Raw genomic sequence first — 17,842 nt, 5'->3', positions numbered from 1 at the left:
GACCTGAAAAGAGGAAGGGTTGGAAAGTTCACGCTGCCCCGGCTTGGCGTGAGACGCGGTGATAAACCCCGATCTGCGCTTGTCCGGTCAAGCCGGTCAGCCCGGCGTCAATCCGTCGATATCAATTCTGCTGGATCGAAATGCCCTTGTCGTCGATCTTCAGCTCCACGCCCTTCGGCCTGGTCTGCTCGCGATAGACATAGACGCCAAGGGCGATGACGACCACGACGAGCGCGCCGATGATCAAATAGAGCATGTTCTGTTTCATGGCGCGCCCTTCTGGTGACGAGCGTCAGGCTCGTTTCAAGACCTTGACCACCAGCAACAGGATGATGGCGCCGATCGTGGCATTGATGATGGCGGCGAGGATGCCGCCGCCAATGGCAAAGCCGAGCCTGGGGAATAGCCAGCCGGCGATGAAGGCGCCGATAATGCCGACGATGATGTTGCCAACCAGGCCGAAGCCGAAGCCTGAGACGACGAGGCCGGCCAGCCAGCCGGCAATGGCGCCGATGATGATGAAGATGATAAGGCTTTCGATACCCATTAGTTCCTCCGAGCAACGGACGACGGCGGAGCGAAAGCCCCGAATCGGCCTCGATATCAACGACTTCAGGCTATGCGAAAGCAGCCGGCCCCGCCAGCGGCGGCGTCAGTCGTCGTCGCTCTCCTCGGAGGCCGGCCGCCAGCTCGTCGGTTCGACCCGCTTTTGCGTATCGCTGTCGATATAGGTCCACCACGCTCCGTCGCGATACTGGGCGATGGATTCGTTGATCACGCTGTTGGCGTCTTTCCAGTAGACGGTGACCCTGGAACCGTCCGTCGGTGCGGTCGATATCGGCTTGCGGTCTGCCATGTCTTCCTCTCTTCGAGGTCATCCCCTCTTTGAACCGACAGAACGCGGCCAACGGCGCGCTGGTTCCGGAGCCGTCAGCTGTGGGCGAAGATGTCCTCTTCGGCCCAGCCCATCAGGTCGAGCTTGGCGCGCGTCGGCAGGAAGCGGAAGCAGGCGTCGGCCTCCTTGGTGCGGCCCTCGCGCGCCAGCCGGGCAGCCAGCACCTCGCGCAACCGGTGCAGATAAAGCACGTCGGAGGCGGCGTATTCGAGCTGTTCCGGCGACAGCGTCTCGGCTGCCCAGTCCGACGATTGCTGCGCCTTCGACAGGCCGATGCCGAGCAACTCGTTGCAGATGTCCTTCAGCCCATGCCGGTCAGTATAAGTACGGGTCAGCCGCGAGGCGATCTTGGTGCAGAACACCAGCTCGGGCATGACGCCGAAGGCATTGTAGAGCACGGCGAGATCGAAGCGACCGAAATGGAACAGCTTGGTGATGCTCCTGTTCCTGAGCAGGCCGACCAGGTTCGGCGCCTTCTTCTGGCCAGGCGCGATCTGGATGACGTCGGCTGAGCCGTCGCCGGGCGATATCTGCACAACGCACAGCCGGTCGCGATGCGGGTTCAGCCCCAGCGTCTCGGTGTCGATGGCCACCGCCCCGACATTGTAGTGCGAAAGGTCGGGCAGGTCATTTTGGTGGAAGCGGATGTCGCTCATCGTCTTCTCCGGTGAGGGCGTGCATCGTCCTCGCCGCGATCCGACGAAAAATCAACAGAAACTTGCCTTTCACGCCAATTCAGCGCGTCAGCGCATCGAGAATGCGGGCCCAGGAGCGCTGACCCTTGTGGAAGGAATTGAGCTCGTATTTCTCGTTGGGCGAATGGATGCGGTCGTCGTCGAGGCCGAAGCCGACCAGCAGCGACTCGATGCCAAGATAGGTCTGGAAGTCGCCGACCACCGGGATCGAGCCACCGCTGCCCGTGGTCACCGCCTGTTTCGCCCATTCGTCGGACAGCGCGTCCTTGGCCTTGGCCAGGAACGGCGAGTCGTAGGAGAGCTGGATCGCCGGTGAGCCACCATGCGGGTGGAATTCGACCGAGCAATCGGCCGGAATGCGTTCCTTGACGAAAGCCTGGAAAGCGGCACGGATCTTCTTCGGATCCTGCTTGTGGACCAGACGGAACGACACTTTCGCCGAGGCTTCCGCCGCAATCACCGTCTTGAAGCCCTTGCCGGTATAGCCGCCGTTGATGCCGTTGAACTCGGCCGTCGGCCGCGCCCAGGTCAGTTCGAGCACCGACCGGCCCTTTTCGCCTGCCGGGATGGACAGGCCGATCGGCCCGAGGAAGGTCTCGGCAGTCTCGCCGAGCGTCTCCCAGGACTTCAGCACCTGCGAGGGCGTCTCCTCGACCCCGTCGTAGAAGCCGGCAATGGTCACATGGCCGTCCTTGTCATGGATGTCGGCCAGGATTTTCGCGAGGATGCGGATCGGATTGGCGGCAGCGCCGCCGTAGAGGCCCGAATGCAGGTCGCGGTCGGCGGCCTTGACCGTGATCTCCTCGCCGACCAAGCCGCGCAGCGAAACGCAGATGGAGGGCGTCTCGCGGTCCCACATGCCGGTGTCGCAGACCAGCGCGAAGTCGGTCTTGAGCTCGGCCCTGTTGGCGTCGAGGAACGGCTTCAGCGACGGCGAGCCGGATTCCTCCTCGCCTTCGAACAGGATGGTGATGCGGCAAGGCAGGCTGCCATGCACTTGCTTCCAGGCGCGGCAGGCCTCGACGAAGGTCATCAATTGGCCCTTGTCGTCGGCCGAGCCACGGCCGGTGATCACCTTTTGGCCGGGTTCGACCTCCTTCACCGCCGGCGCGAACGGATCGTTTTCCCAGAGCTCGATCGGATCGACCGGCTGCACGTCGTAATGGCCGTAGAACAGCACATGCGGCGCTCCTGCCGGACCTTCATGATGCGCCACCACCATCGGATGTCCAGGCGTATCGCGCACGCTGGCGTCGAAACCGATCAGCTTGAGCTCGGCCACCAGCCACTCCGCCGCCTTGCGGCAGTCGGCAGCGTAGGCCGGATCGGTGGAGATCGACTTGATTCCGAGCAGGCCGAACAGCCGCTCCAGGCTCTGGTCGAGATTGCTGTCGAGACGATCGAGGACGGGGGAAACTTGGGACATTGCTACAGGCCTTTCGATTCAGAGGCGGAACCGTAAAGGCAGCACGTGAAAACGAAAAGCCCACGATCGTTGGGCCACGGCCATGGGCACTATGAGGGCAAAAAAGAGCCGCCGTGGTGGAGGGGGAACCACGGCGGCCTTTTACTCGAAACGTTGCGGCAGCCCGGAGAGGGGGGATAGGCTGCCGCAGGTGTCCGGGATAGGCGGGGGACGGGCCTTGCTCCGGACTTCGGCGAAAACTGCCGATGACGTGTATTTGGGTCCTTGAACGTGGCGATTCAAGGGCACCAAAATTACACTTTTGTAACATACTTGTGAGCGCCCGGCCCCTCAGCGCCGGGTTCTGTCAGGGTATTGCCGGAACCGTTGACGGAAGCCGCCTTTGGCATGGACCGCGCAGCCGCGCCGCGCTATCCCTGCCGGCATGAAAAAAGGCGATCATCTCTTCCTTATCGACGGCTCCGGCTACATTTTTCGTGCCTATCATGCGCTGCCGCCGCTGACCCGCAAATCCGACGGTCTGCCGGTCGGCGCCGTTTCCGGCTTCTGCAACATGCTGTGGAAGCTGATGCAGGACGCCCGTAACACCGATGTCGGTCTGGTGCCGACGCATTTCGCCGTGATCTTCGACTATTCGTCAAAGACCTTCCGCAATGAACTCTACCCCGAATACAAGGCCAACCGCTCGGCCCCGCCCGAGGACCTGATCCCGCAATTCGGCCTGATCCGCCAGGCGACCAAGGCCTTCAACCTGCCTTGCATCGAGATGGAAGGCTTCGAGGCCGACGACCTGATCGCCACCTATTGCAAGCTTGCCTGTGAGGCCGGCGGCGACACCACGATCATCTCCTCCGACAAGGACCTGATGCAGCTGGTCGGCGACACGGTCGGCATGTACGACCCAATGAAGGACCGCCAGATCGGCATTCCCGAGGTGATCGAGAAATGGGGCGTGCCGCCGGAAAAGATGATCGATCTGCAGGCGCTGACCGGCGACTCGGTCGATAATGTTCCGGGCGTGCCCGGCATCGGGCCGAAGACGGCGGCACAGTTGCTGGAACAGTTCGGCGACCTCGACGGGTTGCTTGAGCGCGCCGGCGAGATCAAGCAGGACAAGAGGCGGGAATCGATCATCGCCAACGCCGACAAGGCGCGCATTTCGCGCCAGCTGGTGACGCTGATGAACGACGTGCCGGTCGTCGACGGGCTCGACGATTTCGTACTGCATGCGCCCGACGGTCCGAAGCTGATCGGCTTCCTCAAGACCATGGAATTCACCTCGCTGACCCGCCGCGTGGCGGAAGCGACCGGAACCGAGGCCGGCGATGTCCAGGCCGTTGCCGTCACGGTCGAGCGCGCCGATACCGCGCATGGCCCCGATGTCGGCGCCGGCGCACCGACAGCCGCCCCAAGCACGGCGGGGACGAACGAAGCCGGCGCGGCGCCGGCTGCGGTCATGGGGGAAGCGGCCAAGGCAGGCGATACCCCTTCCCTGCTTGCCGCCCTCCGCCTCGAAGCAGCTTCCGCCGCCAGGATCGACGCCGGCGCCTATGTCACGATCCGCGACACGGCAACGCTGAAGGCCTGGCTTGCTGAGGCGAGAGAGACCGGCGTCGTTGCCTTCGACACCGAGACAACCTCGTCCGACCCGATGCTGGCCGATCTCATCGGTTTCTCGATGGCGATTGCGCCCGGCCGCGCCGCCTATATGCCGCTTGCCCACAAGAGCGGCGCCGGCGACCTGCTCGGCGGCGGAATGCTGGAGAACCAGGTCCCGATCCGTGAGGCGCTGGCGCTGCTAAAACCCCTGCTGGAGGACAGATCGGTCCTCAAGATCGTGCAGGACGTGAAATACGACATCGTCGTCATGAGCCGCCATGGCGTCGACGTCGCGCCCTTCGACGACACCATGCTGATCTCCTACGTGCTCGACGCCGGAACCGGCCACCACACTCTATCGGCTCTTTCCGACAAATGGCTCGGCCATGCAACGACCCCGCTCAAGGATCTCGCAGGCTCCGGAAGAAGCTCGGTCGGTTTCGAGCAGGTCGACATCGACAGGGCGACCGCCTACGCCGCAGGCCACGCGGACGTGGCGTTCAGGCTGTGGCAAGTGCTGAAGCCTCGGCTCGCCGCCAAGGGCCTGGTCTCGGTCTATGAACGGCTGGAGCGGCCGCTGGTGCCAGTGCTGGCCAGGATGGAGCAGCGCGGCATTTCGGTCGACCGCCAGATCCTGTCGCGGCTCTCCGGCGAGTTGGCGCAAGGGGCTGCCCGGCTGGAAGAGGAAATCTACGGCCTCGTCGGAGAGCGCATCAACATCGGTTCGCCGAAGCAGTTGGGCGACATATTGTTCGGGCGCATGGGGCTGCCCGGCGGCTCGAAGACCAAGACCGGCCAATGGTCGACCTCGGCGCAGCTTCTGGAAGACCTAGCCGCCGAAGGCCATGAACTGCCGCGCAAGATCGTCGACTGGCGCCAGCTGACCAAGCTGAAATCGACCTACACCGACGCGCTGCCCGGCTTCATCCATCCCGACACCAGGCGCGTGCACACTTCGTATGCGCTGGCCGCGACGACGACGGGCCGGCTGTCGTCCTCCGACCCCAATCTGCAGAACATCCCGGTGCGCACCGCCGAGGGGCGCAAGATCAGGACCGCCTTCATCGCCGACAAGGGCCACAAGCTGGTTTCGGCCGACTACAGCCAGATCGAATTGCGCGTGCTTGCCCATGTCGCCGAGATCCCGCAGCTGACGCAGGCTTTCGCCGACGGCGCCGACATCCACGCCATCACCGCCTCGGAAATGTTCAACGTGCCGGTCGAAGGCATGCCTTCGGAAGTGCGCCGCCGCGCCAAGGCGATCAATTTCGGCATCATCTATGGCATCTCGGCCTTCGGCCTTGCCAACCAGCTGTCGATCCCGCGCGAGGAAGCCGGCGCCTACATCAAGAAATATTTCGAGCGTTTCCCCGGCATTCGCGACTATATCGATGCCACCAAGGCCTATGCCCGCGAACATGGCTTCGTCGAAACCATCTTCGGCCGCCGCATCCACTATCCGGAGATAAGATCGTCAAACCCCTCGATCCGCGCCTTCAACGAGCGCGCCTCGATCAACGCCAGGCTGCAAGGCACCGCCGCCGATATCATCCGCCGCGCCATGGTGCATATGGACGAGGCGCTGGAGAAGGCAGGGCTTTCCGCCCGTATGCTCCTACAGGTGCATGACGAGTTGATCTTCGAAACGGTGGAGGCGGAAGTCGAGGCGACGATCCCGGTCGTGCGCCGGGTGATGGAGAACGCGCCGATGCCGGCGGTCTCGATGTCGGTGCCGCTGCACGTCGATGCGCGGGCCGCCAACAACTGGGACGAGGCGCATTGAGGTGAGCGGCGTCCTGCCGTTTTCAACGGGGGCGTTCCTTTCCTTCGCGCTCGCGTGCCTGCTGATCGAACTGACGCCGGGACCGAACATGACCTATCTGGCGCTGGTTTCCGCCAGCGACGGTCGACGCGCCGGCTTCGCCACGGTCGCGGGCATTGCCTTGGGCCTTGCTGTCATCGGCGGGACTGCCGCCTTCGGCGTCGCCGAACTGATCCAGGCGTCCCGGTTCCTCTATGAAGGGCTTCGCTGGGCTGGAGTGTTGTTCCTGCTCTACCTTGCCTGGGAAGGCTGGACCGCCGGGACAGACGTGGTTTCAGCTGGCGGCGGCGCGAATGGTCGATATTTCACGCGCGGTCTCGTCACCAACCTTCTCAATCCCAAGGCGGCTATCTTTTATGTCGCCGTGCTGCCGACCTTCGTCGACGCCGAACGGCCGATCCTCGCCCAGACTGTCCTGCTCACCACGGTCTATGTGGCGATCGCGACTGGAATACATGGAATGATTGTCGTGCTGGCGGGATCGCTGGAGCCGTTCCTCAACGATCCCCGGCGGGAGCGTTTCGGCCGACGGCTGCTTTCGGCACTACTGGCCCTTGTCGCGTTCTGGTTCGCCTGGTCGACCACCCGTTAGGCGGCCTCAGCCAAGCACTTGGCACACATCCCCCGAAACTCGATCACCGCCTTCTTGGCGGCGAAGCCGGTCGAGCGCACCCACTCGTCGAGCCGATGATCGACATCGTGGTCGGACATTTCCGTCACCTGGCCGCATGTGTCGCAGATGGCGAAGGCGGTCATCGAATGGCTGTGGTCATGCGGCTCGGCGCAGGCGACGAAGGAGTTGAGGCTTTCCAGCCTGTGCACGAAACCGGACTTCACCAGCGTGTCGAGCGCCCGGTAGACCTGCAGCGGCGCGCGAAAACCGCGCTCGCGAAGCTGGTCGAGCAGCGTATAGGCGCTGAGCGGCCCACTGGCAGCCTCGAGTTTTTCGAGCACGCACAGCTGGTTTTTCGTCAGCACATCCCTTGCCGCCATGGTTCCTGCTTCCAATCATTCTGCGCCGCTCACGCGTCATTTCCGCATGCGGGCGGTCTCAATTCCTCTGAGATAGCGACGAACCGGCCTTTTTGCCACTGTTTCCGTCATCTCCATTAGGACCAAGACTGCCGGGTCGCCTGTCTGCACGGCATGGCCCAGCCCGCTCCACTCGCGGTTGCGGGTTGACTGCCCTGACCGCATTCAAAATACTGACAAGATCCTCGATGAGGATTGCCGCGCTTGGAAATTCGATCGGGCTTGGGGAAGCATTCATGATCAGCTTGACACGCAGGACGCTGCTTGTCGGCGCATCCGCGCTGACGCTTGCCGGCACGCTGTCGTTCCGCTCCCTTGCCGCCGGGCGCACCTACCATGCGCTGCTGGTCGCTTGCACCGACTATCCGAACCTGCCGAAGAAGACCTGGCTGGTCGGGCCCAATAACGATGCCAACCTGGTGCGTGAGTATCTACTGAAGAACACGCCCGCTCCGGTGGCGTTCGCCCCGCAAAACATCATGCTGCTGGCCAAGGACGTCGAAGGCGCCAACGGCCTGCCGACGCATGCGGCGATCAAGGCCGCACTTGCCGACCTTGCCGCGAGGGTCGAGCGCGACGATTTCGTCTACCTGCACCTGTCCGGCCACGGCGCCCAGCAGCCCGCGATGGTCAAGGGCGACGAAACCGACGGCCTCGACGAGATCTTCCTTCCCTTCGACATCGACAAATGGATCAACCGCGATGCCGGCGTGCCCAATGCACTGATCGACAACGAGATCGGCGCCGCACTCGACGCCATCCGCGACAAGGGTGCCTTCGTCTGGGTGGTCTTCGATTGCTGCCATTCCGGCACGGCAACGCGGGCGGCCGAGGTCGATGACGAGCTGGAACGCAAGGTCGAGTTCGCCGATCTGGTCGGCGGTGGCGAGGCCGACAGGACGGCGGCCGTGAAGCTCTATGACGACATCACGGCGACGGCCTCGCGCGCTCTGGACGAGAACGGCCAGCGCAAGCCCGCCTTCAACCTGACGCCGACCGGCGGCGAGGCGATCACCAAGGGCAAGCTGGTCGCCTTCTATGCCGCGCAGACCGTCGAGACGACGCCGGAGATGCCGCTGCCCAAGGGCACTGCGGACGCACCGCGTTTCGGCCTGTTCACCTTCACCATCCTGTCCAAGCTGGCGCAGAACCCCAACGTCACCTACCGCCAGCTCGGCCAGGCCGTGCTGCAGCAATACTCCGCCGACAGCCGCACCCGGCCGACACCGCTGTTCGAAGGTGAGCTCGACGCCCGCATCTTCGGCACGGACAAGACCGACGCCGTCATGCAATGGCCTGTGGTCGTCAAGGACGACGCGGCGACGATCGGCGCGGGGCTGCTGCAGCGCCTCACCCCCGGCAGCAAGCTCGCCATCCTGCCTTCGGCGCTGTCGCAGCTTTCCGACGCCCTCGGCTATGTCGAGGTGCAATCGGCCAAGAACCTGGAGAGCCGCATCAAGCCGGTGGAATTCGACGGCAAGCCGGCGCTGAAACTGGCCGACATCCCCGCCAACGCCTATGCGCGCCTCGCCGAACTCGCCGTCGACTACAGACTGGTGGTGGCGCGGCCCGCCGCGACCGGAGGACTCGACAAGGAGACCGCGCTGGTCAATTCGGTTCTGGACGAGCTGGCGGCCAAGGAGAAATCGGGCTTCCATGTCGAGCTGGTCGACCCCGGCAAGAGTGCCGATTTGAGGCTCGCCGTGCTGCGCGAGAACGCCATCGCCGGGACAGCCGCCGATGCCGCCGACAAGCCGGCTCTGTGGTTCCTGCCGGCTTCCGGCGACGTGACGCTGACGGATGGCGGCAGGCCGCCGCTGATCATCATCCATCCAGACGAGCGGGCAAAGCTGGCTGAGGCGACGGTGAAGAACCTGACGACGATCTTCCGCGCCACCGGGCTGTCGCGGCTGGCAGCCGCTTCCGACTACCGGCCGGAAGAGGTCAGCGTCGAATTCCAGATCAGGCGCCGCGACGTCGATACTCTCGAGCCCCTGCAGGCCTCGACGGTGCCGCGCGTCTCGCCCGGCGACGAGGTGCATATCAGGGCCAGGAACGATTCCGACAAATATGTCGACATCAACGTGCTCTACGTCGGCAGCGACTATTCGATCACCCACATCGTCGCCGAGCGGCTGGCGCCCGCCAACGGCTCGCCCGACGCCAGGCTTAAGGTGGGCCTGCTTGCCTTCACCGACACCAGCTTCGGCATGGAGCGGATGATCGCGGTGCTGACCGAAGCGCCGCCACAGAGCGAGAAAGAGGATCTGGGTTTTCTCGCCCAGGACGGCGTTCCGTCGGCGACGCGCGCGGTCGGAGGGTCGGGCTTCTCCGACATGCTGACCGACATCGGCATGGCGCCGGCGACACGCTCGGTGATGAAGCTTGCCGACAAGAGCGCACCGAAGGGCGCGGTGATGATCTTCCCGATGGAGACGGTGCCGCGCACTTGACCGGTAGCCACTGCAAGAGTCTCGCCGGCATCATTGCCTGGCCTCTTGCGGTCGGCCTGTTATGTGAACATTCTGGCCCGGCCGGACGAAAAGGATGGGGACGTTCGTGAATATCATGATGCTTTTCTGGCGTGCCGCCGCAACCGGGCTTGTCACCGCCGGACTGTTGCTTGACCAAGCCTTGGCGGACGAGAGCTGCGGCCTCTGTGCCAAGCAGATCGTCACCAATTCCGAGCTGGCGGGCTGCTTTCTCGACCAGTACGACCAGTTCGCCAAGACAAGCAGCGAAGCCATCGTCGTTGATCTCTCGAACTGCGGCTCGCGCGGCGTGGTCGAGGCCTTGCCATCGCCGAACAAGGCGCCCGCCGAGCCGGATGTGCAATTCCTGATTTCGCGCCTGCAGCTCGACTGTCTGAAGGAAAAGCTCGAGGCGCCGGGCATTGTGCTCGACCCGTCCGCCACCATCGACCTGGGCAGCTGCCGATGAAAAGGCCGGGGGGCAAGACGACACAGCAGATGGCACCAGCACCGGCGCCGCCACCGGCAGCGGCCGGCAAGGCGGCCACGCTGGCAGAGACGACAGAGGGTTTCCCCTGGCCGAGCAGTCACGAGATCAAGAAGGAGGCGAACCCCTTCACCGATCGCGACTGGCGCATGCTCGCCTACGCCTGGTCAGGGTTGCTGGTGCGCCTGGCGATCATCTTCACGCTGATGTTCTCGATCTACCAGTTCCTGGCCAATCAGGAGCAGAAACGCGTCGAGCAGACGATGGCTCTCGTCGAGCTTTGGGAAACCAGGGACTACCAGCAGGCGCAACGCGCCCTGAAAGACCGCCTGGCGGCGCTCAACGCCAAGTACGACAAGCTGCTCAGTGCCAATCCGACGCCGACCGAAGAACAGGTGTTCAGGCAGCGCATCGGCATCGAGGCGATGACGGCGGAAGGCGGCGACATGCCGCTGGCCGACTTCAGCGATCACTTCGACCGCATCGTCTATTTCCTCAATCGCCTGTCCTTCTGCGTCGAAGGCAAGCTCTGTTCGCAAAAGGTGGCCGACGCCTATTTCCGCGATTATGCGGTTTCCTTCTGGAGCTATTTTGCCGGCTATGCAGACAAGCAGCGCAAGGCCGGCTCTTCGACCTTCGCCTTGCCCATCGAGACCTATGTGCGCCTTGGGCAGCCGCCCTCGGCTCCGGCTCAATAGAAGCAGGACATCATGGCGGGCCGCCCATTGCTCCTGCGTGCCCTCCGGTGGGTGACCGTCGCCGGCGCCCTGCTCATGGCACCTGTCGTCCAAGCAGAAGAGGCGCTGGGTTTCCATCTCGACCTCAACACCGGCGGGCATAGCGCGCAAGTCAACGACCTTGCCTTCACGCCAGACGGCCAGAGGCTGGTTTCAGCCTCGAACGACAAGACCATTCGCGTCTGGGACTGGCAGAGCGGGGTGACACTGCGCACCATCCGCGGCTATCTCGGCCAGGGCAGTGACGGCAAGGTCTTCGCGGTCGCGGTTTCGCCTGACGGCAAGACGATCGCCGCCGGCGGGTATTTCGGCGCCAGCCTCGGCGACAAACCACCTTACGGCGACATCAGGCTGTTCGATGTATCGACCGGCAAGATGAAGGCCGCACTCAAGGCCGCGGACTATGCGACCTACGACATCGCCTTCTCACCGGATGGCAAGACGCTGGCCGCCGCCGGCGCCGATGGGTTCGTCTCTCTGTGGCGGCTGGACAACAAGTCCGCGACCGGTTGGACGCTGGGCGAGAAGCTCGACGCCGATTCCTGGCATATCGACAAGCTCGCCTTCGCTGCCTCGGGAACGCGTATTGCCGCCGTCACCACCGACAACGGCATCCGGCTCTGGGATGTGGCGAAGGCCGAGGAAATTTCTCTCCCCGGCGAGGCTGAGCCGCTGAGGGAAACCAGCGTCACGGCGCTCGCCGTGTCGCTGGACGGCAGCCTGTTCGCCACCGGCGGCAAGGACGGGCAGGTCCTGCTCTGGCAGGCGAGCGACGGCGAATTTGTCCGCGCCATGCCGAAGCAGGAATTCCAGATCGGCTCGCTGGCCTTCGCTTCAGGATCGCTTCTGGTCGCTTCCTGCGGCTACCGTTGCACCGACAAGCATCGCTCGATCGTCTGGAACGCCGAGACCGGCGTGGAGATGCTCCACTACAGCGGACATGACGGCACCGTCTTTGCCAGCACGGCCAATGCCGACGGTTCGCTGGTGGCAACCGCCGGCGGCAGCCGCAACGCCATCCAGGTCTGGAATGCCGTGACCGGTGAGCGCAAGGCACTGCTGCAAGGTGTCGGCGAGCCGCTGATGGCGGTCGGGATCGACACTGCCAACGGCATCATTGCCTGGGGCAATGCCAATCCCTGCCCCGAGCGCGTGTCCTGTCCGGAACGCAACGGCACGCTCGACGAAGCGCTGGCCTTGCCGACGGCGGAGCGTTTTTTCGATGACCCGCAGGCGTTGACGGATCCGGGAACCTATACCCGTGCCGCTCTGACCGACGGCCAATGGTCGCTGCACGCCGCGCCGGGCGGCAAGGACGGCCTGGAGAACGCCGTGCTGGAGATCGCCAATGCCGGCAAGGTGGCGCGCACGATCGAGAACGACGCCACCAACGGCTTTGTCCATTCGGCGCACACCCTCACCGACAACGGGCTCGGCCTGATCACCGGCGGCAATGACGGCACCTTGCTCGAATACAAGACCGCCACCGCGCGTGTATCAGGTGAATTCACCGGGCATACCGGTGAGATCAACGCCATGGCCGTCTCGGAAGACAAAGGCCTGCTGGTCACCGGCAGCGCCGACCAGACCTTGCGTCTATGGAACCTGAAGACGCACAGGCTGATCGTCTCGATGTTCTTTGCCGGCTCCGAATGGATCGTCTGGATGCCGCAGGGCTACTACTATTCGTCCGGCGACGGCGACAGGCTGATCGGCTGGCAGGTCAATCAGGGCCGTGACCATGAAGGCCGCTTCATCAGCGCCGGCCAGTTGAAGAAATATCTCTGGAGCCCGGAGATGGTGCGCCGCGCCATCATCCTGCGCAGTGCCGAACAGGCGGTGGAAGAGATGCGGCCGGGTGTCGACCGCGAGTTGGAGAAGCTGCTGCGGCGCAAGCCGCCGGAGTTCGGCATCCGTGTCGCCACCGACCAGGGCAATGTCCGCGACGGCTACGTCGCCGTCGAGATCACCGGCGCCGGCGAGGCAGGCGCCGAAATCGCCGGCTTCTCGATCCTGTCGAACAGCCGCAATGTCGGCGATGTCACCACGCGCTCGGTCGATGGTGGCAAGAGCACCATTGTCGAGGTGCCGGTCGAGGAGGGCGAGAACACCATCCGCATCACCGGCACCAATGATTTCGGCTATCTAACCGAGCGCAGCGTGACGGCGCTGGCCAGGAAGGCCGAAAAGAAAGCGAACAAGGGCAAGCTCTATGTCGCCGTCATCGGTGTCGACAAGTATCCCTTCCTCACCGACGCCTGTGCCGGCCGCGCCTGCGACCTGCGCTACCCGGTCGACGATGCTACGGAATTCCTCAAGGTGATCGCGCAGAAATCGGCGCCGCTGTTCTCGTCCATGGAAACGCTGGTGATGGTCAATCGCGAGGCTCTGGACGAAGCGCCCGGCAGCGCCGATGGCATGTATCAGGTCGCAAGCGCCGACCAGATCCTGGAACCCGACGCCGACACAATCGACGACCAGCTCGCCGACTTCCTCGATAAGCCCGGCGAGAACGACACCACCATCGTCTTTGTCGCCGGCCACGGCATCAACATCGACGAGGACTATTATTTCATCCCCACCGACGGCCGCAAACAGGACGCCGAGCGCTGGAAGCGCTCCTCGCTGGTCGATTGGGCGGACATCCAGAAATCGGTCGAACGGGCAAAGGGCATGCGCTTCATGCTGCTCGACACCTGCCACGCCGCCAACGCCTTCAACCCGCGCCTGGAAAAGGATGCGCAGGACGCGCGTATCGTCGTCTTCTCGGCAACCGCGGCCAACAACACCGCCGCCGAACTGCCCGAGCTCGGCCATGGCGTCTTCACCTATTCGATCCTCGCAGGCCTGCGCGGCCAGGCCAGAACCTCCGACAGCGGCGTGACGCTGTTCGGCCTCGCCGACTTCGTGTCCCGCGAGGTCGATCGGCTGACCGCGTCGCGGCAGAAGCCGTTCTACTATGTCGGTGGCGTCGAGAACATCGTCCTGGCCGAGCCATGAGTATGCGCCTGCTAGCGATTGCTGTCCTGTTGCTGACCGCGCTCGCTGCACGTGCGCAGCCCGTCCCCTGCCCACCCGGCAACGCAAACTTGCCGTCCTTCTATGACGACGCGACGCTGTTTCGCGACGCCATCGCCAAGGTCGCCGACGTCGAACCTTCGAACCAGCGGCTGACCGGTATCATCGTGCCGCATCATCTGCTGGCGGCCGATCTCGTCGCGCTTGGTTTCCATGCGGCGTCCGGCTTCCGCTACAAGCGCATCGTCATCCTATCGCCGGACCATTTCCACAAGACGCGCAAGCTGTTTGCCACGACGACGCGCGGCTTCGACACCGTGCTTGGACCCGTGGCGGTTGACACCGAGGCGGCCCAGCGGCTGGAGGCGAATGGCGACATGGTCGAGGAGTCCTGCCTGTTCGCTAAAGAGCATGGCGTGATGGCGATGCTGCCCTTTCTGCATCACTATTTCCCCGAGGCGAAAATCGTGCCGGTGGCGATGTCGGTCAAGGCGCGCCGTGCCGACTGGGACAAGCTCGCGGAGGCGCTCAAGACGATCGTCGACGACGACACGCTGATCGTCGAATCGACCGACTTTTCGCACTATCTGCCGCAGCACGACGCCCGCCGCTTCGACCAGCAGACGCTGAATGTCCTGGCTGCCGGATCGCTCGACGGTATCGCGGCGCTGCTTCAGCCAGATCACGCCGACTCGGTCGGCGCGCTCTACATCCAGACCAAGCTGCAGCGCACATTGTTCGGTGCGGCGCCACTGGTCGTCGCCAACGAGAATTCGCAGGAGACCACGACCGATTATGTCGAACAGACCACCAGCTACATCGTCGCGCTGTTCGGCGCCTTCGGCCCTGGGTTCAACAATTCGGCGAGGGCGGAAGACAATATCTATTATTTTGCCGGCGATGTGAATTTCGGCCGCGCCATGAAGAAGGTGCTGCTGCGCGACGGCGTCGCCGACCGCATCATTGACGACGTACTCGCCCTGACCGGATCGCGGCCGTTGATCGTCAACCTCGAAGGCGTCGTGCTGCCCAATGTGCCGGAAGCCATCGACGACATGACGCTGGCGATGCCCGCCGATCTTGCGATCGGCATGCTGAAGCGGCTGTACGTTGCCGGCGTCAGCCTCGCCAACAACCATGCTCTTGATCTCGGACCGTCAGGCTATGCCGAGACGGTTCGCGCGCTCGCCGCCGCCGGCATCCCCCATTTCGGCCAAGGCGAGGCGCTGGCGCTGGGCGATCTCGACCTTGTCGGCCTGACCGACATCGACACCAACGGCTCGAAGAACATCGACCTGCTGACCCCCGCTCTGCTCGACCGCCTGGTCGGCACGAACGCCAGCCGGCCGTTGGTCGCCTTCGTCCACTGGGGCCGCGAGTACAAGACGGAGCCGTCCGCTCGGGAGGAATTGCTCGCCGACCAGATGCGGCTGAGAGGCGTCTCTGCCATCGTCGGCAGCCACCCGCATGTGTCGAGCGACTCGATCGTGCCGCTTGCCGGCGGCGATGTCGCCGAGGTCTATTCGCTCGGCAATTTCCTGTTCGACCAGAGGGCCGAGCGGTCGTCAGGCTCGATGCTGGAACTGCGCGTCTTCGCACAGGGCACGATCTTTCCCAGGCTCATTCCGCTGCCGAACTACTTTGAAATGGGGCGGAAATGATTCAGCACCCCTGCATGTCGGCAGGCAGGTAGCAGGCCGTCGGCGCGGTCCTGGTTTCGAACAGCGATTCCTTCGGTCGGAAATAGAAAAATGTCACCGGTTTGCTCTCGCGCGTCGAGCCGTCCGCGAAGTGAGCTGCGATGCTGAACCTGTGGATCGACGACATCGCCGACCACATCTTCAGCCGCGCCGTATAGGAACTCAACTTCTTGTTGCCGCGCATCGGCATAGCGATGGTGTAGTCGTGCTTGCCGATCGGAAATTCGACGTTCTGGTAGCGCATGGCTTCCGGCGAACCGCCACCGCCGTCGCCGCATTCCGCCATCGATTCGGGAACTTCGAACACGGCCATGGTCATGGACGTGCGAAACGCTTCGCTCTGCTGGACGACGTTGCCCTGGTCGTCCGTCCAGGAATAGTCGAACTTGCCGATTGCATTCAGCGTCACCGCTTGATTGAAAGTGCCGAGATAGTCCAGCACTTCGCCAAACCTGATCTTGTTGGTGAGCTGGGCGCGGCAGACATTGAGGCCATCCACCGATGCACACGGGAACCGCCCTGTTTCAAGGCTGGCGGTATCGACGCCGGCCTCGCCGAGAATACTCTTGATCGAAACGTCGACTCCGTCGGCGAAATCACCAATGTCCTTGGTGAACACGCGGCTCGGCTCGCCTGTCGGGTTGTACTCTTCGTCGATCCTGGTGAACTGGATCGACATCTTCATCTCTTTCACATCGCCCCAGCCATTGTTGATGATCGAGAAATCCGGCCGGAAGCCGACGCAGCCAAAATGCTCGCTGATCGACAGCATCGGTTTGCGGTAGGCTTCGCTGGCGGCGACCTTCATTTCGAGACTGTCGAGCTTGACCTTGGTCTGGTCGGTCGTCTTGAGATCGACCTCGGCAAAAGCCGGCGCCTGCTCCCAGTCCATGCCCTCATAGACATTGCCTGTGCGGATCTGCCCGGTGCCGTTCCAGGCGTCGTTGTATTCATCCGACACCGGATAGACCGCGATGTCTTCGTCGCGCACCAGGTGCTGGTACTGCATGTCGGCCTGCTGGGTCATGCGCTGGTCGACGGCGACGCCGATCTCGACCTTGTCGGCGGCCCCGCCGCCGGCCTGCGCCTTGAGCAGCCCGCCCACCCTGGCATCGGCCAGCGCGTCGGGGCGCGCGCCGCCGGTCTCCTTGCCCATGACCCAATCGGACTCATAGACGGTGCCGCCCGGCAGCCGCGTGCGGCCCTTGCCGTTTTTCAGTCCGTCGACAAACACGCCGGCAAAGATTTCGCCTGTGCTCGACAGCAGGCGTCCCTGGCCGTTCGGCACGCCGGCAGCGAACGCGCCCTCATAGCGGTTGCCGTCGGCATCGATATGGATGCCCTGGCCGTCTAGCTTGCCGGCGCGCCAGTGACCCTCGAGCACTTCGCCCGAGCGCAGCTCCAGCTGGCCCTGCCCGTCGGGGCGACCATTGCTGATCTCGCCGAAATAGCTCGAATAGATGGTCTTGGGGTCGTAGCTGGCCGAGCCACGCACCCGCCAGGTCAACCTGCCCTTGCCGCTGACTGTGCCGTCGTCGGCGATCGTCCGGTCGGGCGACTGCCCGACCGCCGGCTCCCAGACAAAGTCGAGGTTCCTTTCCGGATTGAAATCCCATACCTTTACGCTCCTGCGCAGCACTGAACGCGTATCGCTCTGGTAGAGGATTTGCACCCGTTCCGCCCAGGCACCAGCCTGCGGCGCACCCGCGCGATCGGCGAACGCCGCCGAGCCCATAAGCACGGCCAGCATCGATGCGACCGCAATCACCCTGATCCCGAAGATCGTCCCTGCCCGCGCCATATCCCCAACCCCTTGGATGGCCTAGCGTAATCGGCCACGCAAGCTGGCGCAAGTAAGCAGCCCGCACCCGACGCGCCATTTGCCCGTACGAAAAAACCGGCGACGGGATCGCTCCCATCGCCGGTCTTCTGATGGCTCTCGCCGGTGTTTCGCGGCGGA

At 63.9% G+C, this 17,842-nt stretch carries 14 protein-coding genes; 7 read left to right on the top strand and 7 right to left on the bottom strand.

Annotated elements, in window-relative coordinates:
• Positions 1-121: 121 nt before the first annotated feature.
• The 5 genes from D3227_RS09900 to D3227_RS09880 all read right to left on the bottom strand — a co-directional run bounded on the left by D3227_RS09900 (position 122) and on the right by D3227_RS09880 (position 3,016).
• Entirely contained in the window at positions 122-268 is a 147-nt protein-coding gene (locus tag D3227_RS09900; RefSeq protein WP_029348215.1) for a hypothetical protein, read from the bottom strand.
• Positions 269-292: 24 nt separating this feature from the next.
• Positions 293-547: a GlsB/YeaQ/YmgE family stress response membrane protein gene (locus tag D3227_RS09895; RefSeq protein WP_006200425.1), complete on the bottom strand. Its 255-nt coding sequence runs from the start codon at positions 545-547 to the stop codon at positions 293-295.
• A gap of 105 nt (positions 548-652) precedes the next feature.
• Positions 653-856, bottom strand: a complete 204-nt coding sequence (locus tag D3227_RS09890) for a hypothetical protein (protein WP_120013936.1) — start codon at positions 854-856, stop codon at positions 653-655.
• A gap of 74 nt (positions 857-930) precedes the next feature.
• Positions 931-1,551: a ribonuclease D gene (locus D3227_RS09885; RefSeq protein ID WP_120013935.1), complete on the bottom strand. Its 621-nt coding sequence runs from the start codon at positions 1,549-1,551 to the stop codon at positions 931-933.
• Between the two features lie 79 nt (positions 1,552-1,630).
• Positions 1,631-3,016, bottom strand: a complete 1,386-nt coding sequence (locus tag D3227_RS09880) for a M20/M25/M40 family metallo-hydrolase (protein WP_120013934.1) — start codon at positions 3,014-3,016, stop codon at positions 1,631-1,633.
• A 424-nt stretch (positions 3,017-3,440) separates the two neighbouring features.
• On the opposite strand from D3227_RS09880, the gene polA reads away from it, so the two are divergent.
• Together polA and D3227_RS09870 are read left to right on the top strand one after the other, a co-directional pair.
• Positions 3,441-6,398, top strand: a complete 2,958-nt coding sequence (gene polA / locus D3227_RS09875; protein ID WP_167480664.1) for a DNA polymerase I — start codon at positions 3,441-3,443, stop codon at positions 6,396-6,398.
• A gap of 1 nt (position 6,399) precedes the next feature.
• Positions 6,400-7,029, top strand: a complete 630-nt coding sequence (locus D3227_RS09870; protein ID WP_120013932.1) for a LysE family translocator — start codon at positions 6,400-6,402, stop codon at positions 7,027-7,029.
• On the opposite strand, the gene D3227_RS09865 is transcribed toward D3227_RS09870, so the two are convergent.
• Positions 7,026-7,430 (bottom strand): Fur family transcriptional regulator, encoded by a 405-nt coding sequence (locus D3227_RS09865; RefSeq protein ID WP_120013931.1) that lies wholly within the window; start codon positions 7,428-7,430, stop codon positions 7,026-7,028. The genes D3227_RS09870 and D3227_RS09865 overlap by 4 nt on opposite strands.
• A gap of 275 nt (positions 7,431-7,705) precedes the next feature.
• Between D3227_RS09865 and D3227_RS09860 the strand changes: the two genes are divergently transcribed.
• From D3227_RS09860 to amrB, 5 genes are all read left to right on the top strand, one after another.
• Positions 7,706-9,922, top strand: a complete 2,217-nt coding sequence (locus D3227_RS09860; protein WP_120014079.1) for a caspase family protein — start codon at positions 7,706-7,708, stop codon at positions 9,920-9,922.
• 115 nt (positions 9,923-10,037) lie between these two features.
• Complete coding sequence (locus D3227_RS09855) at positions 10,038-10,409, top strand: hypothetical protein (protein ID WP_120014078.1); 372 nt, start codon at positions 10,038-10,040, stop codon at positions 10,407-10,409.
• Between the two features lie 29 nt (positions 10,410-10,438).
• Positions 10,439-11,125: a DUF4760 domain-containing protein gene (locus D3227_RS09850; RefSeq protein WP_245451717.1), complete on the top strand. Its 687-nt coding sequence runs from the start codon at positions 10,439-10,441 to the stop codon at positions 11,123-11,125.
• A 12-nt stretch (positions 11,126-11,137) separates the two neighbouring features.
• Positions 11,138-14,164 (top strand): caspase family protein, encoded by a 3,027-nt coding sequence (locus D3227_RS09845; protein WP_120013929.1) that lies wholly within the window; start codon positions 11,138-11,140, stop codon positions 14,162-14,164.
• Positions 14,161-15,843 (top strand): AmmeMemoRadiSam system protein B, encoded by a 1,683-nt coding sequence (gene amrB / locus D3227_RS09840; RefSeq protein WP_120013928.1) that lies wholly within the window; start codon positions 14,161-14,163, stop codon positions 15,841-15,843. Before D3227_RS09845 ends, amrB begins: the two co-directional genes overlap by 4 nt.
• Before the next feature lies 1 nt (position 15,844).
• Here amrB and D3227_RS09835 read toward each other — a convergent pair whose 3' ends face one another.
• Positions 15,845-17,683: an MORN repeat-containing protein gene (locus D3227_RS09835; protein WP_120013927.1), complete on the bottom strand. Its 1,839-nt coding sequence runs from the start codon at positions 17,681-17,683 to the stop codon at positions 15,845-15,847.
• Positions 17,684-17,842: the final 159 nt, after the last annotated feature.

The organism is Mesorhizobium waimense (genome assembly GCF_003601975.1).
Classification (GTDB): domain Bacteria; phylum Pseudomonadota; class Alphaproteobacteria; order Rhizobiales; family Rhizobiaceae; genus Mesorhizobium; species Mesorhizobium waimense.
Note: the sequence above shows the minus strand (reverse complement) of the source record. Positions and strands in the feature narration are given on the sequence as shown.